The following is a 21,444-nucleotide window of genomic DNA, read 5'->3' on the forward strand; positions in this document are numbered from 1 at the left end:
GTGTTCGCGTATATCCTAGATTTATACGCCTTCGCGTATGGGACCTCCTTCAGGACACATGCAGAGAACCGACGACGAAATTCTCGCCGTGGGCGCATACGCACGGTCGCTCATGACCGATGAGACGTTCAACGCGCTCTACAGGGAGTACACGGACGGCATGCTTGCGAACATCATCGCGAGCCAGCCGCACGAAGTCAAAGTGCGTGAGTTTGAGTACGCACAAATCAGAGCCATGACTGGCTTTATGTCGCATCTCGTTGGCCTCGCTGAGAGTGCCGCGAAGATCATCGAAAAGAACGCGCCTTCGTCCAGCCAGGACGATGAGCTTGAGGACTAAACGAACTGCCCATGACAACCATCCGACAGGACGTTGCTGACACTGTGAACGACAACGGCGATGACGCCGCTGAAGCTTTCTCGAAGTTGTGGAATTTGGACGCTTCCGAGCCATCCGACGAGACCAACAACGACGAAGACGACAAGAAGAAGAAGCAGGAAACTGCTCAGGACGAAGACGACAACGAGCCCGAAGGCGACGAAGAGAACCCCGAAGAAGTCGAGGGTGACGACGAAGCCGATGAGGACGATGAAGACGAAGGCGATGAAGACGCCGACAAGGACCCTGAGCCGACGGTCGAGATTAAGGACGACCACAAGTTCAAAATCCTCGTTGACGGTGCAGAGCAGGAGTTCACTCTTGGCTCGCTGAAGCGCCTCGCAGGTCAAGAAGCCTCCCTCACTCGCAAGAGTCAGGAAGTCGCGACCAAGCGCAAGACGATGGACGAACAGGGCGCTGTGCTGCTCGCTCAGCAGACCGCTTTGCTCGACCGCGCCAAGAAGCGCTACGAGCCCTATGCGAAGCTCGACCTCCTTGCAGCCTCGAAGGACCCGAACATCTCCGCAGAGGAGTTGGTTGCTGTCCGCAACGCTGCGCAGGCCGCCTACGACGACGTGCAGTATCTCGAACAGGAGACCTCACGCGTCGCTGAAGCCCTCCGCACGCAGGCCCGCAAGGACCTGATGGAGCAGGCTCAGGAGAGCATCAAGGTTCTATCCGACCCTGAGAAGGGCATCGAAGGGTTCAATCAGGCCATGTATGGCGACATCTGCACGTTCGCAGTCGAACAGGGCTTGCCCGCAGAAATCGTCAATGACCTCGTGAACCCGGCAGCTATCAAGCTGATCAACATGGCTCGCCTCTTCATGAAGGGCCAGAAGGTCGTGCAGACCGCCAAGCCGGACAACAAGAAGCCGCCGAAGCGGATTGTGAAGGCCACGGCGACCGCCGAGACCACGAAGAAAGTCATCAAGACCGCCAAGGCCGCTGAGCCGATGAAGCGGTTGAAAGCCTCCGGTACGCAGGAAGACGCCGCCGACGCCTTTATGGCGCGGTGGAATAAGCCGAGCGACGACGAATAATCCAAACCACACCTACGAGAACGAGAAGAAGAAACTATGGGCACTCAGTATCAGTCCTATGACGTTGTTGGCGCGAAGGAAGACGTGTCGGACATCATCAGCATGATCACCCCGACCAAGGCTCCTTTCACTTCGCTCACGAAGCAGGAGACGGTCCACAACACCTACTTCGAGTGGCAGGAAGACGAGCTTCGCGACAGCGCTGAGAACGCGCAGGTCGAAGGCTTCACCGCCACTCCGACCGCTCGCACTCCGACCGTCATGCGTGGCAACGTCACGCAGATCATGCAGGACACCTTCGAGGTCTCCGGCACGAACGACGCGGTGGCGAAGTACGGTCGCGGCAAGGAGTCCGCTCGTGAGGCCGGTAAGGCTGCGGCGGCTCTGAAGCTGGACCTCGAAGACGCGTTCACCAAGAACGACGTTGCGATGGTCAAGCCTGTGACTTCGGGCACCGCCCGCAAGTTCGCTGGCGTGCAGCGCCAGATTGACGCTGGCAACATCGTCTATACCGGCGCGACCGGCACCAAGATCAGCGAAGAGAACTATCTGGACGCTGCTCAGGCTCTCTACGATGCCGGTGCGGACGCCTCGATCACTCTCGTCACCCCGACCAACTCGCGTACCTTCGCGGGCTTCACGGGTGCTGCGGGTCGCTCCCGCGTCATCAACGACGACAGCAAGAAGATCGTTAACGCGGTCAACCTGTATGTCTCGCCGTTCGGTGAAGAGAAGATCGTTCTCAGCCGTCGCCTGAAGGCTGGCGACACGCTGCTGTTCGATCCGGCCAACTGGAAGCGCGTCGTGCTCAACGGCCGTAACTGGTTCCGCGAGACGCTGGCGAAGACCGGCGACAGCATGCGTATGATGATCGTGGGCGAGTTCTCCCTGAAGCACGTCAACCAGAAGGCTTCGGCTCTGGTGCGTGAGATGGTTGACCCCGGCTAATCATCCGAGAGGTTTGGGAGGGTCTTAATGGCCCTCCCTTCTTTCTAAGGACACCATGGATACCACTGAGACGAAGACCCGGCTCCTCACGAGCGCGGGCGACCTTGGCGTGGAATACAGCCAAGAGATTACTGACGACTTCATTCAGGACATTCAGGACCGCTTCACAGGTGCGAACGACCGCATCGACGGCAACTTCCTGTTCGTCGGTTCTGTCCCCGCTGCCATCGCTGATCGATGGATGCGTGAGGGCTACAACGTATTCGAGGAGCCCATCCGAAAGTCGCTCGCCCGTTTGAAGGCTGAGAACTTCGGCAAGTTCGTCGCTACCTCCAAGAACATCTAAGGCACAATGAACTACGGAGAACTCAAAGCAGACTTCCTTGGTCTGCTGAAGCGCCGTGACATCACGGACACTCAGGCTGACAGCTTCATCCAGAAGGCCGTGAACCGCGTGCAGCGGGTTCTCCGTATTCCGCCTATGGAGAAGGCCGTCGCCATCACCTACGATGGAGTCCAGTTCACGGACGGCCAAATCCCCATCCCTTCCGACTACCTTCGCCTCATCTCCATGACGGCGACCGACCCTTCCGGCCGCGAGCAGGAGGTCGTCCCTGTGGCCCTCAACGAGGTCCTTCAGGAGCGCTTCCGCACTGCGTGCCCGACCAAGTTCGTTCGGCGCGGTGGCTACTGGCAGTTCGCTCCCTCGCCTGCCGTGGGCACGGTCTTCCGCATCGACTACTACGATGAGTTTCCGACGCTCAGCGCCGCAGGCGACACGAGCTATCTCACGACCGGCGCGGCCGACCTCGTGACCTATGGCGCTCTGAAGTACGCAGCCGACTACTTCATGGACAAGCGCAAGGAAGACTTCGAGAACACGTTCCAGACCATCCGCCTTGAGATTGAGGAGCAGGCTGCGAACGATGCTCTGATCAACGCACGGGCTTCAGCAGCCTACCAGTGGCCGGAGGACTGACATGGGCAGCGGCTTCTTCAGCGGCGGCTCGCAGGGCCAGGTGGTGGACAATCAGGGCTTCTACGATGGCCCCAGCGTCACGCCGATCACTCAGCCCTCTGCGGGCTCTCCGGGTGGCAGCGGCTTCTTCGACGGACCACAGGGCTCCACGCTCGACAGCAAGGGCTTCTACGATGGTCCCTCGCTGGAGCAGCTTGACCCGGTAATCGTCGGCGCATTCCGAGATGAGGCTGTGGCTGCGGCTGCGGCCTCGAAGGCTTCAGAGACCGCCGCAGCGTCCAGCGCCATCGCTGCATCCAACTCGTCTGACAGCGCTCATGCGCACGAGATGAACGCTGCGACCAGTGCCTCCAGCGCAGCGGGAAGCGCCACAGCGGCCTCCACGAGCGCGGGCAACGCAGCTACCAGCGAGTTCAACGCCGCCTCCAGCGCCTCTACAGCGGCCACGCAGGCGGGCATTGCGACCACTCAGGCTGGTATCGCCACCACGAAGGCTGGCGACGCCTCCACGAGCGCTGGCAACGCGGCCACAAGCGCCTCTAACGCGGCTACCAGTGCGACCAACGCCAGCAACAGCGCCACAGCGGCCAATACGAGCGCTGGCAACGCGGCTGGCAGCGCCTCCGCAGCAGCTACCAGCGCCTCTAACGCCGCATCAGCGGCCTCCACAGCGGCCACCAACGCCGTTGCGGCTGCACAGGGCACGGTCACGCCTGCGGTTGACGGCACGGCTTCGGTCGGGTCGAGCACCAAGTGGGCTCGTGAGGATCACGTTCACCCCTTCCCTTGGACCCTTGGACAGCTTCCCGGCGTCCTTGGTGCCTCGACCGTGGCAGCGGGACGGGTTGGCGAGCGCCTTATCTCATCAGGCTCAGCGAACCTTAGCAGCAACGTGTGGGCCAACTGCGGCTCGCTCACGCTAACGCCCGGCGTTTGGGACGTTGAAGGCTATGTGTCGTTCGGTGGCCCCGGAGCAACCGGCTCCAACAATTGGGGCATCTGCGTAGGACCAAACCCGGCAAGCACGAGCGGCGCAGTCTGGAACTCAGCCACTCGCTCTAACGGCGGCTCGCTCACAGGCGACAGTTCGCCTTGGTATCACACGCCGCGCAGTCGAGTGACCGTGGGAGCGAACACGCCCTACTACGTCAACGGCGTCGCTCAAACCAACGGCGCATATAGCTGCACTGGCTACATCATCGCCACGAGGGTTGCCTAATGGCTTACAACAGCGATCAGATTGACCTCGCTGTGCAGGCACTCTGTCCCGGCTTGAACAACACGGCTGACTACGAACTGTCCGACTTCGGGCAGGGTCCCGTCATCGGTCGATGGATGACTGACAAGTATCCGCAGCCGACGCCTGAGCAGCTTGCCTCCGTCGATACCGATGCCCTGCTCGCCAAGGCAACCGTCCCGCAGGTTGTCACGCCTCGACAAGCGCGCCTCGCCCTCTTCGCGGCGAAGCTCCTTGATCAGGTCGAGCAGGCTGTCACGACGGCGGGCGGTGCTACGAAGATCACTTGGGACTTCGCGACCGAGATACGGCGCGATGATCCTCTCATCACGACAATTGGCTCCGCACTCAACCTAACGTCCGATCAGATTGACGTGCTGTTCAAGTACGCGGCCACCCAATAGGACCGCATGAAGAACCTCGAAGCCGAACTCATTGCCGACTGGCAGTGGGTTCTCAAGCGCTCGTGGTCTGTACGCTTCATGGTCATCGCAGCGCTCTTGTCGGGCGCTGAGACCGTCGTACCGCTCCTGAGCGACAAAATTCCCCACGGCCCATTCGCCATCCTCTCTTTCCTTGTCACGTCTGCTGCGTTCGTCGCGCGGTTCGTGGCTCAGTCTCGTGAGACTTAATGCCCCAACTCAAGACCTCCCATAAGGTCACAGGGGCCATCGCTGGCACAGTCATGCTCGCCGTCCCCGTGGTCGCTCAATTCGAGGGCCTGTGGTTGACGGCGAAGCCTGACAGGCTCGCACATGGCATCCCGACCGTCTGTTACGGCGAGACCGAAGGCGTGCGTCTTGGTGACACCTACACCAAGCAGCAGTGTCAGTTCATGCTTGCGAACAAGCTCCCTCGTTACCTCAACGAGATTGATCGCTGCATCAAGGTCCCCGTCAGCGACCGCACGCGAGCGGCCTACCTGTCCTTCGCCTACAACGTCGGCTCAGGAGCCTTCTGCGGCTCGACGTCCCTCAAGCTCCTCAACCGGGGCCAGGACGAAGCGTCGTGCCGTGCCCTCGCTCCCTACAATCGTTCTGCCGGGCAATTCCGACAGGGCCTCGCGAACAGGCGCTCGAAAGAGATTGCCATGTGCCTCGAAGGTCTCAAGGAGCCCAAGCGCCTCATCGGGCCTGATGCCGTCGAGAAGACCTTCAAGCACGCTGAAGCCGTCAACCCGAAGATTGCCGCCGAGCCAACGCCCGTGCTGCCTCCGAAGCTGACGTTCTGGCAGAAGCTCATGAATTGGTTCTGGAGCAAGTAATGCTTATCGCCCTCGAATGGGCTCTGAAGAACTGGAAGGTCGTCGCCATGGCGGCCTTCGTTCTCACGGCCTCCGGCTTCCTCTGGAAAGCTGGCTACCAATATCGAGCCGCACGAGACGCCGCCGCGCAGGTCAAGGTCCTTCAGGGCCGCCTCGACGCTGAGCAGCGCGCTACGTCGGCTTACCGCTCGCAGTTCCTCAAGGATCACGCCGAGCTATCCGAACTGAAGAGACGTGCAAGTGAAACTCCTCCCAATAGCGGCCCTTGTCTTGACCGGGACGCTTCTCGCCGCGTGCGATCAATCCACTAGCTCCTCCACGCCCTCCGCGCTTCCTTACGCTCCCGCTGAATTTCAGACGTGCTTCCGTGGCGTCGTTGGAGTGCCTGACAAGGCTCTCAGCGTCGCGGAAGTCGAGAGCCTGTGGAAGCAGGACCGTGTTCGTGTAGTTGCCTCTCAACGCTGCGGAGCGCGCTTCGTCGCATGGTACGAGAACCTTCGGAAGAACTGGAAGTGAAGACTCTCCACGACATGGCAACCAATGTGACTGCGGCGGTTGGCCTGTTCGTCCATTGGTGGCTTCCCGTGCTCGACGGCGTGTCCGTGCTGAGCGCGAAGGTCCTCCCCATCGCCTCCGTACTCTGGATTGGCTACCAGTTCTATAAGGCCAAGAAGAAGAAGTAATGCCGCTCGACCTCACTCGCCTAACCGACGCTGTAACGAAGGTTGCAGGCATCGCCGCTGAGAACGCGTCCCTGAAGAAGGACATGAATGACGCTCAGACGGCGGTGGATGCTCTCACGGCGTCCTTGATCGCTGCCACGACCAGCCCGGCTGGAGCCGTTGGCCTCGCTGCTGTCTCCGCTGCACTCGACCCTGATGCGGTCAACGCAGCCATCGCAGACCTCGCAGCCAAGACCTAACGAAAGACAAGAATGAAGAAGGTCAATGAGACGTTCACTGCCAAGCAGGCGAACGTCACTTCGGCCGCTTCGAAGATCGTCCCTGAAGCCGCCCGCGATACCGTCATGATCCGCAACATTGGATCGAACACGGTTTACGTGGGTGGCTCCAATGTCACGTCTTCGACCGGCTTCCCGATCAACGCGGGTGAAGCTCTCACGTTGGAGAGCACCATCGACGTTTACGCCATCACTGCCAGCGGTACGAGCGTCGTAGCCATCCTTGAGGAGCGCTAATGGCCCGTCTGTACTCTCCGGGCCTCTTGACGAAGTTCAACGACAATACGGTTGTTGGACTCGGAGATAGCCGCGTCGCGCAAATCCACGCGGACGGTGCTTTCCTCAACAAGAACGCTCAGAACCACTTCACCATGGGCAACGCTCTCGCGGGCAACCGCGCGGTGCTCGTGAAGAACCTTGGCGTCTCTGGAGACCGCACGGACCAAATCCTTGCGCGCCTCAGTGCCGCTCTCGCGACCGGCGCTAAGTGGCTCTACATTCACGCGGGCTGCAACGATATCGGCCAGAACTATCCGACCGCTACCACGTCCGGCATCACCGCCTGGACGAACATCAAGACCATGATTGATGCTGCGGTAGCCATCGGTATGAAGGTCATCTACGTCCTTGAACCGGGCGCGGCGAACTTCAACACGGCCAACCTGCTCCTGCAACTCGCCATCCTCAACGAGAACGCTCGTGAGTATGCTGAGACCTGCCCGAACTTGGTTCTGTTCGACCTGCCGTCCGCGCTGTGGTCAACGTCCGCCACGTCAACGTCTGCCGTGTCGCTGATTACCTCGCTCGACGGCACGCACGAGAACCTTGCCAGCGCCTACACGGCCGGTAAGGCGTTCGCGGCGCTGTTGACGGCCATCTTGCCTCCGCGCCCTCACGGCGTCCGTGGAGCCCATGAGGTCCCCGGCAACTCGCTCGTGAACCTGCTCAACAACCCAATGTTCACCACTCAATCGGGTGGTAGCGCGGGCACGGGCAACACGGGCACTGTCTGCGGCTCTTGGGCCGGTCAACGCTCTGGCTCTGCCTCTGGAGCCTACTCCGTGGGTACGGCCAGCGACGGCTCTGGACTGCGAGAGCAGATCATCGCCGCGACGTGGACCGCACAGGGTGAAGAGGTCCGTCTTGTCCAAGACGTGGCGATCGGTAATTGGTCTCCCGGTGACAGAGTGAAGCTATCGGCAGAAGTCGTAGTGGATGCTGGCGCGACCAACCTCGCTGGCGTGACGCTGTATGTGCAGGCCAACGGCACTGGCTCGCCAGATGGCAAGACCGCCGTGACCTCCATGGACGGTTGGTGCTCGACCGCAGGATGGGGCGTCCAGACCACTGAGGGATACAAGGTCCTCTTGGAAACGGAAGTGCTGCCTATCCCGGCCTACACCACGAAGAGTTGGCTGACTACCCATCTGAAGGTGGTTGGTGCTGGCGCTGGCTCTGCCACTGCCCGCGTCCGCCGCATGCAGTTGCGGAAGCGCTTCGCCTAAAAAAAGAACCGATGATCGACCTTGGGATTGCTCCCTTGGCCGTCATCGGTTTTTTTCGTTAGATCAGGCCACGCCGCAAGAGCGAAGCCTTCTTGGTCCTCTGCGACCTGTCACAGTGGTTCGGGTCGATCCAGTCCAGAACCTTGCAGAGCACGCATCCCCAGCGCTTACCATCGTCCCGCGCGTTGGCGGACCTGAATGAGATTGTCTCATCCGGGTAGCCGCCGAACAGCGCGTTGCCGAGTTGGTCGAGGCCGATCAGGACGCCGTAGATGTAGCGCCGAACCGGCTTCAGCATCAGCCGAGCAGGTTCTTGATGTTCGCAGCGACCTTGCGCGCCGCCTCGACCTCTGCCGTATGCTCAGCGTGCTCCTTGAGCGCCTTGGCGGCGGCCACGGTCTTGCGCTGCGCGTAGGCGACCTGCTGAGCCGCATGGGCTTCGAGGTCCTTGACGGTCTTCGTCAGGTTCGCGGTGATGCTCGAAACGGTCTTGCCGCTCTCGAAGGAGAACTCGAAGCGGATGAAGTTCTTGATGAGGTCGAGAATGTTCACTTGGTCTTGCCCTTGGTGATTTGCTGTTGGTTGGTGCCCTTCATCGCGACGCGGACAGGACCGACAGTGCCCTCTTGGGCCTCCGTCTCCTGCACTTCCGTCACGAAGGCGAAGTATTTGCGCGCGTTGTCGAGGACGTTCGGGTTGCCCACGGTTGCCGTAGCGACCTTAAGGCACTCCAAGCGTAGCTGTTGTTCGGCAGTCATTCAGTCTCCGGTTCTTGGTGGCCGGGGCGCTCCACTTGGACTTCGCCTCCGGTCGTCATGTTGCGCCTGCACGCGGCCTTCACAGCCTCTTCGGCCGTCGCGCCCATCTCCATCGCCCCATAGGCCACGTCGGAGCCGGAGCCCCACGCCGCGAACGGTTCTGGATAGGCGGGCAGGAAGCGGTCCCCGACGCCGTGGAAGGTCGTCACGACGCCTCCAGCCTCCACGAGGATGCCAACGAAGTCCTTGCCCTGCGGCGGCGGACCTTCCTCGCAGTCCTCAAGCCACTGGACCAAGCGCTCCTCAATGGTGTCATCGCCCGCAAGAGCGAACAGGGAGCCGTCTGACAGCCTCCTGATCTTCTTGCAGGTGTCCGTGAGGATCAGGGTATCGAGTGTGACACGGCCATCGGCCGCCAGAACGCCGTCACGGTACGCAATGGTCGTCACTCAGCAGCCGCCTCTCGTGTCGAGCCACGGGCGCTGGAGGCACGCCGTGCGACCTTCAGCCTGATAGGCCCCATAGGCGCACAGGCCCATGAGGACGACGTAGAAGGCCAGCACGAGCCTGATGTAAGCCCGCTCGCTCATGCGCGGTACATGCGCTGGAGGAGCTTCACGAGCGCTCCAGAGCCCCACGAGAGCAGCAGCCAGCCCGCGAACAGGACAATCAGGACTTCCATGCGTCGGTCCTCAGAATGTCGTTCGCCACGTAGGAGACGTTGAGCTTCAGGTCGTCCAGCGTGCCGTTGTTGTAGATGGTGAAGTCGAACTCGTGGTTATCGAGCAGTCCTTCAGCAATCTGAGTGTCGCCACGAGCGGGGCCAGGACGAATGATGCGCACGCATCGGCCGCCGTTCCGCTTGATCATGTCGAACTCGTTGGGGAAGCGCATGTCGTCGAAGATGACGCCATAGCTCTTGAGGGCCTTCAGAGCCCGCTTCTCAGCCAGCATGGTCCACACGTTCGTATGGACGCACTGGCGGCCCCAATTGGTGCCGATGGTCTGGAGCATGGACCGCAGCGTCACCCCAAGCTCAGGGATGAGCGCCTTGTCCTTGCGTTCGTCTCGCAGCCACGCCCTCGCCTCCTGCTCGCTCCCGATGAACGGGGCGGCGACGCTGACAACGAAGTCGTAGAAGGGCTCAGCAAACGCCAGCTTGATACCGAACAGGTGCTCCGTGAGCATGAGGCTCACAGTGCTCTTGCCGGACTGCATGGAGCTTGAATAGAGCCCGATCAGGTGTTGCTTCAAAGGACCTCCAGAACGGCCTCGCGAACCTGCCAGTCCTTCTTCCAGTGCTGCGACCAATAGCCGTTGTTGGCCTTGAGTTGCTTCAGCACGCCTGCGGCGATGCCATAGGTGCTGTAGAGCGCGGGAAGAGTCCGGGTGGTGTTCGCGGGCTTCAGTTCTTCTGTCTTGGGGTTGAAGATGACGTAGAAACGTCGCTGCATCAGAACAGCGAGACTTCCGCGCCCTTGAGGCGCTGCTGAGCCTCCTCCACGATGGCGTCGTGGTGCGGGAGCCAATAGAACTCCCAGCCCTGATACTTCTGGCTCAGGCGGTTGTAGCGCTTGATGGAGCGCATGACGCCCTCAACGCTGTCAGCACGCGTGAGCGTGAGGCGCTGATTGGCCTTGTCGTGGTCGTAGGCCGCCGTCTTGACGACGCCGAGCGCATCGAGACCAATCTGGCACAGGCCGAAGTCCACGCGGTCGATGATGGCCGCCGTGTTGAAGCCGGGTGTCAGTTGGATCAGGTTGAGGTCGGGTCCGCCTTCGCGGGAGCGATAGACGGTCGAGCCATCGACCTCGCCAGCGGCATCGGTCATGTACGCGCCGCCGCAGCGGCTCTGATAGAAGTAGCCCTGCTTCGCCAGCCCGTCTTCGAGCGCGGCGATGTTGTAGGCTTCCTCCGTGAAGAACACGTCGAGGTCCTTGACCTCCCGGCCGTTGTCGAGGTCACGGAGAGCGCCGCCAGCGAGAAACGCGGAAGGCAGCACGGAGCGGACGCGGCTCATGGTGTCGAGCCACGCCAAAGGCAGTGTCGGGTTGGTCATGTATTCCTTGAGGGTGTTTGCGCGCGCTTAGCGGACGTTGATGGACGGCACGATGACCGAAGGCTTGAACGTCACGCGGTACTGATAGACGCTCGCCTGTGCGGGCTCCATCTGCTCCGAGAAGTAGGTCACGTTGTCGCTGAGACCGAGAAAGTGCTTCTTGTAGGTGCCGGGTCCGGTCTTGCAGATGACTGCGAGCTTGCGGTCGGACGGCTCCTGCGAGCACAGGCCCTCAATCGTGAGCATGTATTCGCCAGTGATGCCGTTGTAGAAGACGATGCGGCGGTTAATCTCGAAGTTGTCAGCGGCCTTCGAGAGGTTCTGCGAGGCCACTTGGGCGTCGTCGCAGGCAGCAAGGCTCAGTGCCCCGCCGATGAGGGCGAGGACGGCGATGAGCTTCTTCATGGTGCTCCTTAGTGAACGGTTTGCCACACGCCCTTGTCGTCGGTCCTCTCGACCTCGACCATGACGCGGATGGAGACAGCGCCGAACGGCGGCTTGTTGTTGAGTTGAGCTTCGGCCTTGGCCTGCCCGATGGTCTGGAAAGGACCGTCGAAGCCCTTGTCGCTCAGCCAGAAGTATCCCTTACGGATGCTCATTCTGCGGTACGTCCTTCATGATGGTTTCGATATCGGAGAAGAGGCCCGCGATAGCCATGCGGAAGCCCCAATCGGTCTTCACGCGCCCTAGACGGGCGACGTGCGCCTTGGTCCAGTGCTTGAGCCAATGCGTCTCGTAGACCTGAGAGGCAGCGTCAGCCGCCTCCCTGATCATCTTCATTCCGTTACTCGCGGTCGCCACGGAGCACCGTGAGCATGCGTTCCCACTTCGTCTGAGGCGGGAGCACCGTGTAACCGGCCGTCGTCAGCACGTTCTTGCAGTGCTCAAGGTACGGCTGGCGCTCCTGCACGACCTTGCAGAACGGTCCTCCGCAGCCCTGTGGGTTGCTGCACGGGAAGGGCTCGTGCGGCTTGCACACGAACTCCCTCACGCTGGAGGCGTCCACAGGATGGGCTTCTTGGCCTCACTGTCCCACTCGCCATCCCGAAGGATGCGAGCGAGCCGCGCCTGCTTGATGGCGTCGGCTTCAGTGTGCCCATGAGCCTCGTAAGCCGCCTTGACGGACTTCCAGAGCTCTGCGGCGCTGGAGCGCTGATGGATGGTCGAGAGGATGGCCTGAGCCTTCTTCGGTCCCACGCCTGTCAGTCCAGGGTAGCCGTCTGCCGTGTCCCCGATGAGGACCTGATAGAAGAACCACCAATCGGCCTCGTGAGGCTCGATCTTCTGCACGGACTTGCCGTCGTACAGCGTGCAAGGAATGGTCTTCATGTCCTTGTCGGCTGAGCAGATGATGGAGTTCTTCAGGCGACTGCCGAAGATGCCGAGCACGTCGTCAGCCTCCAAGCCGTCCTGCTCGAAGTAGGGCCACGTCTCCTTCGCGCGCTTCAGGACCTCTGCATAGGCGAGCGGCTTGCGCGTGCCCTTGCGGTTGGCCTTATAGGAGCCGTCCACGTCGTAGCGGAAGTTGCGGCCTGCGGAGATGCAGAGCAGCACGTCCTCGCTATCGAACTTCGTGATGAGCCGGTTGATGGCCCGCTCTACGCCGCCGAACGCCTCTCCAGCGTCCGCAACGAGCGTGCGGGTGTTCTCATCGGTCTCGTCTCCTGTGACAGAGCCCCAAGAGATATCCCGCTCCACAGCAGCACACTGACGAAAGATGATCAGGTCTGCGTCGAGCAGGAGCTTTGCGTTCTTCAGCGATACACTCCAATCTGGAGCCACGTTCGCGGGTCCAGCATGGTCATGAGATAGATGTAGAGCAGCATTAGACCTCGCTTTCGTTGATGAAGCGCATGCCGGTGACAGTGATGAGCCACTTCTGGCCGTACACGTTGCCGCCGATGCGCGTTGTGATGAGACCCTTACAGGCCGCCATGGCTACGTGAGCCATGTGAGCCCGCGAAAAATCGCACTGAAGGGTGAACGGAGAACGCCACGCGCGCCGAAGCACGCGCAGCAGAACTTGGTCGTCAGTGGCAGTCGAGCCAATTCCGACCGATCTTGTATTCACTCGCGAGTGGCACTCGGAAGCCGAGCTTGACGCCTGCTTGCTTCGCGCACTCAACGAGCGTCTTACCGACTTCTTCTGCAATGCTTTTCCTGCACGCTACCTGTTGTTCGTCATGGACCCACAGCATGAGCACGAAGTCCCTGCCCCACACGTAGCCCTTCGCCTCCAATGCCGCGACGCTGGAGCACAGCCACTCTTTGCAGAGGATGGCTTCGATGCTGGAGCAAGCGAAGTTGAGTGCGGAGTGCTCTGAGCGGCACGGCACCATGCGCCCGTCGAGACCGGGCAGATGGTTCTTGTAGTGCTTCAGGCACGCCTTGAGCTTCTTGTGCAGCCCTTCCAGCTTCAGCTTCTCATCGAAGCTCTTGCGGACGACCGTACCAACCTGCTTGTCGGTCCTGATCTTGGTCTTGCCGTTGTGCTCGTACTTGAAGAACTTGTCGAACAGGTAGCCCCATTCGGGGTTCTTGTTCTTCGCGGTCGTCAAGCAGTCGCGAACAACGCGTCCAGACTTCGGAGGGAAGCAGCCGAACAGGTACGAGTACCCGAAGGTCTTTGCGCCCTTCTCACGGAGAATGTCATGGAGCTTGCTGTTCTTGTCACGAGGCTCATCTGGACCAACGAGCCCCATAGCCTGCGTGTGCGACCAGTGAACGTCGCCGGTCGTGACTATCTCGCTGTACCTGCCTCCATCCAGAGGGTGTAGAAGGTGTGCGAGGGCGCGAAGCTGGAGGCCGGACATATCAGCGCCGACTTGGACAATCTCTTCGTCCTTGCCTCCCCAACCGGCTTGGTGGGTGGTGATGCCGTTAGGACCAAACAAGGCCCGGCAGTCAGCGCCATAAGGGCTCTTAGCCGCTGGGACTTGCCCCATGTTCGGGCTGAAATGAGAAGCCCGTGAGTGGACGGTGCCCATGGTGTCCATGGCCCCGTGCATCTTGTCGTCGTCGTGGACCTTCTTGAGCCACGCGTTGTCGCCATCAGCAATCTGCCCAAGGCGCTTGTCGAGCAGGAGGTATTCCACGAGCTTCGAAGCTTGCGGGAAGGTGTCAGTGAGCGCTTCAAGCACGTCGTCATCGACCTTCGCCTCTCCTGATGCCGTGAACTCCTCCGGCTCCCATCCCATCTCCTTCAGCTTCTTGATGATATGCTTGCGGGACGACGGGTTGAACGTGACGCGTTCGATCTTGGTGCAGGGGTAGCCGTGGAATACACGCTTGGTCCTTGAGACCTTCCCATCGAAGGGGTCCTCGTATTCCTCTGCTACTTCCTCATAGAAGCCCCAATAGCCAGCCTTCTTGTCAGGCCGCTTCGGGGTCCACGTCTGCGCTGTGCCATCCGGCTTCAGCCCGCGCTTGACGGGCTCGTACCAGCTTCCGAAGTCCGCGATGAGGTCCTTGGCGATGACCTCCTGCTTCCCCAAGAGCGCCACATGGAGCTTCTGAGCCGCCTCACGGTCGAACCAACAGCCTGCGGCCTCCATACGACGCACGAGCTTCGCGATGCGGTGCTCCAGGTCGATAGCTTCCGGGCTGTACTTCTCAGGCTCCAGCCAGTCCCAAAGGCCGTCCTGCACGTCCACGTCGCTCTCGCAACGCTCGCCCATTTCGGGTGTGTACTCGGACCAATCCTCAATGTCCGCATGGAGCTTCTGGATACCCAAGCGGTAGCCCCACGCCTCGATAGAGTGCTTGCCGTGGAGCTTGCCGGGCAGACGGCCAGCCTTCACCAAGCCAGTGTCAGCGTCCTTCTGTGAGGGCCGCATGACCTTGACGACGATGAAGCTGTCCGTCTCCTTCTTCAGCCGGAGGTCGGGATAGAGCTTCTTCAGCGCGGCGAAGTCGTAGCCGATGCCGAAATGCGCAATGGTCTCGTCCGCCTTTTCGAGCAATTCAAGAGCCTGCGGTATCTGATCAGGCCCAAAGGCGAACTTCTCTTTGGTGTCGCGGTCCTTCGCGTAGATGCAATGGACCTTCGTGACGGTATCGAGGAAGCCGTTGGCCTCGATATCGAAGTGGAGCCGCCTCAAGCGTCCCGCCCCGCCGTGGGAACACACTCGATCTTCATGCGAGTGCTCTTGTCCTTACGGCGGGCGAATAGGGCTTCGGCGGCTTCCTGACACGAGTTGTTCGTGACGGGATAGAGCTTCGGGATGGTGTAGGTGATGGGGCGCTCAGGGTGCGCTCCCATCCACACTGTCACCACGACCTGAAGCAAAGCGGTCGCAATCATGTGTTCCTTACTTGTCTGGACGAACTCGCACGAAGCGCGGATGGCGAAACTTGCCGTCGTCCGTCAGCTTCATGCATTCAACTTCGATGGTCTCTCCCATGATGCCGCGTCCGTCGTCTGGCTCTTTGCAGTAATTCCAGAACGTCACACGCTCAGCATCGGAGAAGCCCGTGCCTACCTTGCCCATGGGCGTCATCAGCGCGCCCATACGGCCTTTGTGCTTGCCGGTGCCTTCGATGATGCCCGTAACGAGCACGTCGTAGGTCTCAGTCGGCTTCACCTTGAGCCACACGTCTCCTTGACGGAGCACGAGTCCTTCATAGCCCTTGGCAATCTGGCAGTTCATCTCTTCAGTGATGTAGCCAGCCACAGGGTCCTCAACGAACCCAAGGTCCAAGCGCTTGTCGAGCGGGTCGAGCGAGAACATCTGATCGACCGAGATTGGCCGGTCCTTTGTCTTCGCTCTCACGCGCTCAATGGTCTCCTTGAAGCCGCCGCAGTAGACTTCAGCGTCCTTCAGCTTCCCACAGTCCCGCAGGATGGGGAGGTTGTAGAGTGGCTTGCCGTTACGACTCTGCCACCCTCCAGCCACTCGCAGGGCTCGCACGCCATCGATTTTCACGGTGACGCGCCAGAGACCCTTCAGGTCCTTGCCGGACCAGTTCTTCGCCTTGATCAGTTCTTCAGTCCTTCCACGGGTCGAACTCGCCCTTCCCTGCCATGACGACAGCGAACGGACGGAGTGTGTGCAGCACCTTCACGGAGCCGGAGTGATGGGCCAGGACATCGGGCAGACGACGGTAGGCCATGGGGCTCTCGTCAATGTCCGCGCCAATGAGCAGGACGCCTCGCTGATGCAGCCACGCTTCCATCTCTTCGCGAGTGAAGCGCTTCTTGGCTGCGTTGCGGCCGAACATGCGGCCCGCGCCGTGGACGGTCGAGTACAGCGATGCGCGCGCTTCTTCGCTGTCTACGCCTTCGAGGATCACAGCGTCATCGCCCATGGAGCCGCCCACGAAGCCACGCTGGCCGGGGAAGGCTGGCGTAGCGCCCTTGCGGACCACCCACAGGTCACGCCCGCCGTGGTTCTCACGCCAAGCGTAGTTGTGATGGTTGTGAACCATATCCACGATGTTGCCGCCGATGATCTTGCGGACCCGCTCGACCACCCATTCACGGCCCGCGTAGCTGTAGCGGCCCGCAAGCTCCATGGCGGCGATGTAGCGCTGCCCAAGCTCGCTGTGCTCGTCTACGACGGTCGGAGGCACGTTCATGCCATCCTTGCCACCCGCCTCCTTGAGGTAGCGGGTCGCGCTCGTGTGGCCGAAGCCACGGGAGCCGAAGTGGACGCCAATCCACACGAAGCCGTCTTCGTCGCGCAGGAGGTCCACATAGTGGTTGCCGCCTCCGACCGTGCCCAACTGAGCCACGGCCTTGTTGCGGTACGCCTCCATGTCGGAAGCCTTCCACGCGTCACTGTCATCGAACAGGCCGTGCTCGACCCGCTCATCATTCGTCCGACCGACGCCGAAGGAGATGACGTTGGCAATGTCCCGCAGGATTTGCATCGAACGGTGCTGGATGCTCCAGAACGGCACGTCCAGCTTCACGGCCATGTTGCCGCAGCCGATATCGAAGCCGACGCCAGAGATGCTGACTTGCCCATCATAGGCGATGACGCCGCCAACCGGCTGCGCATACCCAAGGTGCCCGTCCGCGCACAGCACGCCAGCGACGGCGTTACCGACCTGCATGCAGTTGCGCATCTGCGCGATGGTGTTGTCCTCGTGCGCTCCGAAGACCTTAAGCGGCTTGTCCATTCCTACTTCCTCTCGAAGATCAGGGCGTAGTCGAGCCCATCGTTGAACGTGATGATTTGGTCGGGCGCGCAGATATCCTCCCACTGCTCGACGCTCATCAGGCGCTCATCCCCGAAGGTTGGAGCGTCGTAGAGGCCGGGCACGTAGTGGACCTGCACACGGGCTTTGCGGAAGTTGTGGATGACCTGCCTGATGGTGTGGTCATCGAAGTGCTCCAGCATGCCGTGGCTGTGAACGACCTCCGCTTCCGTGAAGTGCTTCGCGTTGGTGCAGTCGAGCGCGAACACGGCTGCGTTGTCGTTCCACAGGCGAGCACGAGTGGTCTGGACCATCTCCGGGTCCGCATCAGACGCCGCGAAGACGACGCTGCGGGGAGCCCCTTGGACCTTTGCGAGGTCGCAGAGGGCCTTGGTGATGGTCCCGGTGCCACAGCCAATCTCAAGCACAAGGTCGTTCGGGCGGATGCGGGAGGCGATGGCGCTGATGAAGGGGCGATAGCGCTCCCTCACATACGCCAGATAGCCGGGGCCTGTGCGTCCATTGTAGAACTCAGCCCACTTGCTCCTACCGACGCCGGAGGCAGCGGTGATGAGTGACAGTTCGCCTGCGCGAACGCCTTCAGAGACCTGATGCATGATGATCCTTAGAGGCCAGCGATGAGTGGCGGGTTGAGCCAACCTGTCTGGCGGTTATAGATGAGGGTGTCTGCCACGCCGGTATCTCCGGTCTCGCGGCACTTCAGGACGCGAATGACGCTTTGGTCCTTCGTGTCGTCGTCTGCTTGCTGATCGCGCTCAAGGGCCAGGACGTTGAATGACAACTGCTCCAGAGCCGCTGAGCCTCGCAAGTCACTCAGAGAGATGGTCGAGCCCTCGTTGAAGCTCTTGTCCTTGGCGCGCTTGAGATGGCAGATGGCGATGATGCCAACGCCCGTCTCCTGCACCAACTGCGCAAGTCGCGTCATGAGAATGTCGATATCCTTTCGCTCGCCCTCGCTGCTGCTCTCCATGCCGGACGTGACGATGGAGATATGGTCGAGGATGATGAAGTCGCACTTCTCAACCGTCGCCATGTAGCGGAGCTTGGCGAGGAGGTTGTCCTGCTCCAGCGAACCGAAGTGGTTGTAGAAGCACATGCGACGCACGATGGCGTCACGAGCGGTCGCATACTGCTCTCGCGTGAGCAGCGCACTGTTGGCCCGGAGCCTCGACAGCGGCACAGAGTGGTGCAAGGCCACGTAAGCCTTCGCCGTCTTCTTGTACTGCTCCTCAAGATAGATGTTGCCGATCTTCAGGCCGTGCGTCGTGCTGAGCATGTACGCGAGTTGCCTCGCCCAAGTGCTCTTGCCGATGCCGGAGCCCGCAGTGAGCAGCGTAAGCTCGCCCTTGCGGAGGCCCATCAGCTTCTCATTGAGGTCTGGAGTGCCGTGAAGCTCGTAACCGGGAGCCTGCTCCTCCATGAGGTCGTCAACGGAGATATCCTCGCCGCTGATAATCCCGTCCGGCCGCCACGGAGAGCCGTTGGCCGCCTTCCAGAACGCGTCAACGAGCGCCGCAGCGCCGTCCTTGATCAGGACTTCGTTGGCATCCTTGCGAGGCAGGACGGCAATGTGGACCTTGCCGATGGGCAGGACCTCTGCGGCCTCTTGGACCGCCTTGAGCCCGTGTTCGTCCTGATCGAACATCAGGATAATCTTCTTGAACCGGGACAGCCACTCGTAATGGAGTTGGCAGTTGTAGGCCGCGTCCTTCACGCCGTTGGGCAACGAGACGACGGCATACTTGTGCTTGAAGGCTTGGCTGACGCTCATGGCGTCCAGTTCGCCTTCCGTGATGACCACGCTCAGGTCGCCGCCAGCGCGCCACATGCCGTAGAAGGGCATGTCCTTGCTGCCATTGATGCACGAGAACTTCTTCCCGGCCTTCCTGAGCTTCTGAGCGACAAGCTCGCCCGTGGCGTCGCGGTAGTTCGCTATCTGGCACTGTCTCTCGACGTTGACCTGATAGTCCCACTTCTCGCAGGTCTCCTTCGACAGTCCCCGGTTTTCGAGTTCTGCGTAGATGCCTGTGACGAAGGAGGTTTCTTTCGGCTCCTTCAGCCTTGTCTCCTTCTCTTCCCGCTCCTCGCCCGTTGGTGGCTCCCAATGCTCACACCCAAAGCAGTAGCCGCTTCCATCCGCTCGACGTGAGAGGTTGTCGCGGCTACCGCATTTCGGGCATGGCTCGTGAGCTACGTGAGGGCTGCTCTCGCGGTCCTTACGCCGACGCTTCAAGCGTGTACGAGGGATAGGTGTTGCGTTCTTCGTCGGTCTTCATGGTCGTCTTGACCTTGAAGCCCGCCTTGCGAAGCTCGTGGACCTGCTGCGCAAGCGCCATGGAGCCGTAGGTGCTCCAGAACACGAGCGGCGTGAGAGCGCCACGGGTCTTGAGGTAGTTGAGGGTCTTCTTCGTGAGCGGCTTCAGGTTCATTTCAGCAACAAGCGCGGTGGATGCGTTCATGTCAGTCCTCGATTTGGGAATTGGGGATGAGCCAGGACGAAACGACGTACCAGAAGCCTCCGTGGAGGCGTTCGTGGACCACGTAGTCTCCGTCCTCGCCAAACCAGATGTTGTGACGGTCCATCAGGTCTTCTTGGCCTCCAACGCAGCCTTGATGGTCTCAGCGACCTCGCTGCTTTCGCACAGCGCCATGCGCTCAACGCGCTCGACTGCGTAGATGGTGCCGGTTGGAGTCTGGAGGGTCTTGACGACGTACTGCTGCTTCACGCGCGCTTGCCCTTCTTGGTCGGAAGGACATAGGCAACCTCGCCACTCGTCATGGCGTTGAAGCGCTTCATCGCGTCCTTCGGCGTCGTGCCATTGATGGTCACTTCGCTCCCGTTGATGAGGAGCTTCCAGCCGCGCATGTGCTTGCGGACATGCGGTCGCACTGCCTCGATATCGTGCGCCTTGGGAGCATCGACCGAGAACAGGTTCGTGTGGGAGGTTGCCTTCATGTTAGTCCTTACTTGGTGGAGAGTTTCTTCAGTTCTTTGATCCACGAAGCAGGCACGACGCCACGGTCAGACCACGTAAAGCCGTGGTCATCCGCCCATTTGGCGTATGTCGTCTTGCTGCCTTTGTAGATCGGCTTCTTCGCGTCCTGAAAGACGATGCGAATGTCCACGCCCGGATGCTGCTCCTTCAGGAGGATGAGCTTCTGGCGTTCTTGGGCACCGCTGCTGTCAGACCTAAAGCCGCCGAAGCGGCCCTTGGCCTCAATCAGGATATTGGTGTTGCGAATGGTGAAGTCGGGGAGGTACTTCGCCTCCCTCGCCGGGACGATGTAGTGAACCCATTGACTTTCGAAGTCATAGGGCACGCCAGCATCGTCTAGTTGGTCCGCAACCTTCTTCTCCAGACGGGAACGAAACCGAGCCTCAATGAGGGCCGGTCGTTTTGCCATCAGAGCTTGAGGGCGCTGGCATCACCTTCGCTGGCGTCGTCGGGCTCGCTGCCCGCATCGTCGCCGTTATTCTCGCCTTCGTCGCCGAAGCTGGTGGGCTCGTACTCTTCAGCGTCGAAGCCGTCTTCAGCGGCACCGAACGCCTGCGAGGAGTCGAAGCCCTCTGCCAGCTTGATCACGCGCACAGCGTCCGGCCACAGCGAGACACCACGCTTCGCGCCCTTCTCCCACGCGGCGATGACGCCAGCGATACGGATTTTGGAGCCGCCACGGATGACAGCGCCCTGCGGCAACGGCTTGCCCTTGGCGTCGGTCAACTGCGGCTTCTTCTTCGGGGACTTGAAGATGAAGGCGATGGCACCTTCCTTCGTCTCCTTCCACGGGGCATGGACGTTCTTCTTGCCAGCGAAATGCTGGTCAATGACGGCCTGAATTTCCTCTTGGAAACGCTCCGTGTAGTCCTCATCGGCAGTCGCTTCGGTCTTGTACTTGCCATCCGCGTACTCGCCCTTGGTGTCGGGCTCCGAGAGCTTCGGATAGCGCGCGGTAACAACTTCAGTCACGAACGGGACGTACTTGAACTTCTTGTCAGCCATTGTGCTGCAAGCTTCCTTGTGTCTTAGAGATTGGTGGCGGGGGTCAATGGGCGCTGAGCGTGTCCCATGCTTACTCGACCAACTTCGCGGTGCGGGGCTCGAACCCGCCGCTCAGGTCATTCCCAACTCCCCCGCCGTAGGGAGAGCG

General features: G+C 60.9%; 37 protein-coding genes. 14 read left to right on the forward strand and 23 right to left on the reverse strand.

The genetic code is table 11. From position 1 onward, the window contains the following. Window positions 1–58 precede the first annotated feature (58 nt). From JQ617_RS08025 to JQ617_RS08090, 14 genes are all read left to right on the forward strand, one after another. A complete protein-coding gene (locus tag JQ617_RS08025) occupies window positions 59–340 on the forward strand; it encodes a hypothetical protein (protein ID WP_212025733.1) in 282 nt (93 codons plus the stop codon). 11 nt (window positions 341–351) lie between these two features. Beyond that, the gene (locus JQ617_RS08030) at window positions 352–1,422 is read left to right on the forward strand and encodes a hypothetical protein (RefSeq protein ID WP_212025735.1); all 1,071 of its coding nucleotides are present in this window, start codon (window positions 352–354) and stop codon (window positions 1,420–1,422) included. Window positions 1,423–1,458: 36 nt separating this feature from the next. Continuing rightward, a complete protein-coding gene (locus tag JQ617_RS08035; RefSeq protein ID WP_212025737.1) occupies window positions 1,459–2,370 on the forward strand; it encodes an SU10 major capsid protein in 912 nt (303 codons plus the stop codon). 55 nt (window positions 2,371–2,425) lie between these two features. Then, window positions 2,426–2,716, forward strand: coding sequence for a hypothetical protein (locus tag JQ617_RS08040; RefSeq protein ID WP_212025738.1), 291 nt, complete (start codon window positions 2,426–2,428; stop codon window positions 2,714–2,716). 6 nt (window positions 2,717–2,722) lie between these two features. After that, the gene (locus JQ617_RS08045) at window positions 2,723–3,349 is read left to right on the forward strand and encodes a phage adaptor protein (protein ID WP_212025740.1); all 627 of its coding nucleotides are present in this window, start codon (window positions 2,723–2,725) and stop codon (window positions 3,347–3,349) included. A gap of 1 nt (window position 3,350) precedes the next feature. Further along, entirely contained in the window at window positions 3,351–4,568 is a 1,218-nt protein-coding gene (locus JQ617_RS08050) for a hypothetical protein (protein WP_212025742.1), read from the forward strand. Then, window positions 4,568–4,990, forward strand: coding sequence for an XkdW family protein (locus JQ617_RS08055; RefSeq protein WP_212025744.1), 423 nt, complete (start codon window positions 4,568–4,570; stop codon window positions 4,988–4,990). Before JQ617_RS08050 ends, JQ617_RS08055 begins: the two co-directional genes overlap by 1 nt. Before the next feature lie 6 nt (window positions 4,991–4,996). Beyond that, window positions 4,997–5,218, forward strand: coding sequence for a DUF7940 domain-containing protein (locus JQ617_RS08060; RefSeq protein WP_212025746.1), 222 nt, complete (start codon window positions 4,997–4,999; stop codon window positions 5,216–5,218). After that, the gene (locus tag JQ617_RS08065; protein WP_212025748.1) at window positions 5,218–5,850 is read left to right on the forward strand and encodes a lysozyme; all 633 of its coding nucleotides are present in this window, start codon (window positions 5,218–5,220) and stop codon (window positions 5,848–5,850) included. The genes JQ617_RS08060 and JQ617_RS08065 overlap by 1 nt, the downstream gene beginning before the upstream one ends. After that, window positions 5,850–6,161, forward strand: coding sequence for a hypothetical protein (locus JQ617_RS08070; protein ID WP_212025750.1), 312 nt, complete (start codon window positions 5,850–5,852; stop codon window positions 6,159–6,161). The genes JQ617_RS08065 and JQ617_RS08070 overlap by 1 nt, the downstream gene beginning before the upstream one ends. Window positions 6,162–6,362: 201 nt before the next feature. After that, window positions 6,363–6,533: a hypothetical protein gene (locus JQ617_RS08075; RefSeq protein ID WP_212025752.1), complete on the forward strand. Its 171-nt coding sequence runs from the start codon at window positions 6,363–6,365 to the stop codon at window positions 6,531–6,533. Continuing rightward, the gene (locus tag JQ617_RS08080; protein ID WP_212025754.1) at window positions 6,533–6,772 is read left to right on the forward strand and encodes a hypothetical protein; all 240 of its coding nucleotides are present in this window, start codon (window positions 6,533–6,535) and stop codon (window positions 6,770–6,772) included. The genes JQ617_RS08075 and JQ617_RS08080 overlap by 1 nt, the downstream gene beginning before the upstream one ends. Before the next feature lie 12 nt (window positions 6,773–6,784). After that, on the forward strand, window positions 6,785–7,048 hold the full coding sequence (locus JQ617_RS08085; protein ID WP_212025756.1) for a hypothetical protein: 264 nt from the start codon (window positions 6,785–6,787) through the stop codon (window positions 7,046–7,048). Further along, entirely contained in the window at window positions 7,048–8,316 is a 1,269-nt protein-coding gene (locus JQ617_RS08090) for a GDSL-type esterase/lipase family protein (RefSeq protein WP_212025758.1), read from the forward strand. Before JQ617_RS08085 ends, JQ617_RS08090 begins: the two co-directional genes overlap by 1 nt. A gap of 58 nt (window positions 8,317–8,374) precedes the next feature. Here the strand turns inward: JQ617_RS08090 and JQ617_RS08095 are convergent, their stop codons facing one another. From JQ617_RS08095 to JQ617_RS08200, 23 genes are all read right to left on the reverse strand, one after another. Continuing rightward, complete coding sequence (locus JQ617_RS08095; RefSeq protein WP_249156710.1) at window positions 8,375–8,614, reverse strand: hypothetical protein; 240 nt, start codon at window positions 8,612–8,614, stop codon at window positions 8,375–8,377. Then, window positions 8,614–8,868, reverse strand: coding sequence for a hypothetical protein (locus JQ617_RS08100; protein WP_212025760.1), 255 nt, complete (start codon window positions 8,866–8,868; stop codon window positions 8,614–8,616). The genes JQ617_RS08095 and JQ617_RS08100 overlap by 1 nt, the downstream gene beginning before the upstream one ends. Then, window positions 8,865–9,074, reverse strand: coding sequence for a hypothetical protein (locus tag JQ617_RS08105; RefSeq protein WP_212025762.1), 210 nt, complete (start codon window positions 9,072–9,074; stop codon window positions 8,865–8,867). The genes JQ617_RS08100 and JQ617_RS08105 overlap by 4 nt, the downstream gene beginning before the upstream one ends. Beyond that, the gene (locus tag JQ617_RS08110) at window positions 9,071–9,523 is read right to left on the reverse strand and encodes an Ntn hydrolase family protein (RefSeq protein WP_212025764.1); all 453 of its coding nucleotides are present in this window, start codon (window positions 9,521–9,523) and stop codon (window positions 9,071–9,073) included. The genes JQ617_RS08105 and JQ617_RS08110 overlap by 4 nt, the downstream gene beginning before the upstream one ends. Beyond that, entirely contained in the window at window positions 9,524–9,664 is a 141-nt protein-coding gene (locus JQ617_RS08115; RefSeq protein ID WP_212025766.1) for a hypothetical protein, read from the reverse strand. Between the two features lie 79 nt (window positions 9,665–9,743). Next, on the reverse strand, window positions 9,744–10,328 hold the full coding sequence (locus JQ617_RS08120) for a deoxynucleotide monophosphate kinase family protein (RefSeq protein WP_212025768.1): 585 nt from the start codon (window positions 10,326–10,328) through the stop codon (window positions 9,744–9,746). Beyond that, entirely contained in the window at window positions 10,325–10,528 is a 204-nt protein-coding gene (locus tag JQ617_RS08125) for a hypothetical protein (protein ID WP_212025770.1), read from the reverse strand. Before JQ617_RS08125 ends, JQ617_RS08120 begins: the two co-directional genes overlap by 4 nt. Beyond that, window positions 10,528–11,133, reverse strand: coding sequence for a Gabija anti-defense Gad2 family protein (locus JQ617_RS08130; protein WP_212025772.1), 606 nt, complete (start codon window positions 11,131–11,133; stop codon window positions 10,528–10,530). Before JQ617_RS08130 ends, JQ617_RS08125 begins: the two co-directional genes overlap by 1 nt. A gap of 27 nt (window positions 11,134–11,160) precedes the next feature. After that, window positions 11,161–11,538, reverse strand: coding sequence for a beta-sandwich lipoprotein (locus tag JQ617_RS08135; RefSeq protein ID WP_212025774.1), 378 nt, complete (start codon window positions 11,536–11,538; stop codon window positions 11,161–11,163). Window positions 11,539–11,546: 8 nt separating this feature from the next. After that, on the reverse strand, window positions 11,547–11,732 hold the full coding sequence (locus JQ617_RS08140; RefSeq protein WP_212025776.1) for a hypothetical protein: 186 nt from the start codon (window positions 11,730–11,732) through the stop codon (window positions 11,547–11,549). Further along, the gene (locus JQ617_RS08145) at window positions 11,719–11,913 is read right to left on the reverse strand and encodes a hypothetical protein (protein WP_212025778.1); all 195 of its coding nucleotides are present in this window, start codon (window positions 11,911–11,913) and stop codon (window positions 11,719–11,721) included. Before JQ617_RS08145 ends, JQ617_RS08140 begins: the two co-directional genes overlap by 14 nt. Window positions 11,914–12,120: 207 nt before the next feature. Continuing rightward, window positions 12,121–12,915, reverse strand: coding sequence for a hypothetical protein (locus JQ617_RS08150; RefSeq protein ID WP_212025780.1), 795 nt, complete (start codon window positions 12,913–12,915; stop codon window positions 12,121–12,123). A gap of 43 nt (window positions 12,916–12,958) precedes the next feature. After that, window positions 12,959–13,084: a hypothetical protein gene (locus tag JQ617_RS40195; RefSeq protein ID WP_283842039.1), complete on the reverse strand. Its 126-nt coding sequence runs from the start codon at window positions 13,082–13,084 to the stop codon at window positions 12,959–12,961. Window positions 13,085–13,163: 79 nt separating this feature from the next. After that, on the reverse strand, window positions 13,164–15,233 hold the full coding sequence (locus JQ617_RS08155) for a DNA polymerase (protein WP_212025782.1): 2,070 nt from the start codon (window positions 15,231–15,233) through the stop codon (window positions 13,164–13,166). Window positions 15,234–15,443: 210 nt separating this feature from the next. Next, window positions 15,444–16,058 (reverse strand): hypothetical protein, encoded by a 615-nt coding sequence (locus JQ617_RS40345; RefSeq protein ID WP_212025784.1) that lies wholly within the window; start codon window positions 16,056–16,058, stop codon window positions 15,444–15,446. A 61-nt stretch (window positions 16,059–16,119) separates the two neighbouring features. After that, a complete protein-coding gene (locus JQ617_RS08165) occupies window positions 16,120–17,256 on the reverse strand; it encodes an RtcB family protein (RefSeq protein ID WP_249156713.1) in 1,137 nt (378 codons plus the stop codon). Window positions 17,257–17,258: 2 nt separating this feature from the next. Beyond that, window positions 17,259–17,891 (reverse strand): class I SAM-dependent methyltransferase, encoded by a 633-nt coding sequence (locus tag JQ617_RS08170; protein ID WP_212025786.1) that lies wholly within the window; start codon window positions 17,889–17,891, stop codon window positions 17,259–17,261. 8 nt (window positions 17,892–17,899) lie between these two features. Next, complete coding sequence (locus tag JQ617_RS08175) at window positions 17,900–19,528, reverse strand: DnaB-like helicase C-terminal domain-containing protein (RefSeq protein WP_212025788.1); 1,629 nt, start codon at window positions 19,526–19,528, stop codon at window positions 17,900–17,902. Continuing rightward, a complete protein-coding gene (locus JQ617_RS08180) occupies window positions 19,512–19,754 on the reverse strand; it encodes a helix-turn-helix domain-containing protein (protein ID WP_212025790.1) in 243 nt (80 codons plus the stop codon). Before JQ617_RS08180 ends, JQ617_RS08175 begins: the two co-directional genes overlap by 17 nt. A 123-nt stretch (window positions 19,755–19,877) precedes the next feature. Next, window positions 19,878–20,021, reverse strand: a complete 144-nt coding sequence (locus JQ617_RS08185; protein ID WP_212025792.1) for a hypothetical protein — start codon at window positions 20,019–20,021, stop codon at window positions 19,878–19,880. Then, entirely contained in the window at window positions 20,018–20,251 is a 234-nt protein-coding gene (locus JQ617_RS08190; protein WP_212025794.1) for a hypothetical protein, read from the reverse strand. The genes JQ617_RS08185 and JQ617_RS08190 overlap by 4 nt, the downstream gene beginning before the upstream one ends. Before the next feature lie 8 nt (window positions 20,252–20,259). Next, entirely contained in the window at window positions 20,260–20,700 is a 441-nt protein-coding gene (locus tag JQ617_RS08195) for a PDDEXK family nuclease (RefSeq protein ID WP_212025796.1), read from the reverse strand. Next, the gene (locus tag JQ617_RS08200) at window positions 20,700–21,296 is read right to left on the reverse strand and encodes a hypothetical protein (RefSeq protein ID WP_212025798.1); all 597 of its coding nucleotides are present in this window, start codon (window positions 21,294–21,296) and stop codon (window positions 20,700–20,702) included. The genes JQ617_RS08195 and JQ617_RS08200 overlap by 1 nt, the downstream gene beginning before the upstream one ends. Window positions 21,297–21,444: the final 148 nt, after the last annotated feature.

It is taken from the genome of Bradyrhizobium sp. KB893862 SZCCT0404, from assembly GCF_018130885.1.
Lineage (GTDB): Bacteria > Pseudomonadota > Alphaproteobacteria > Rhizobiales > Xanthobacteraceae > Bradyrhizobium > Bradyrhizobium stylosanthis.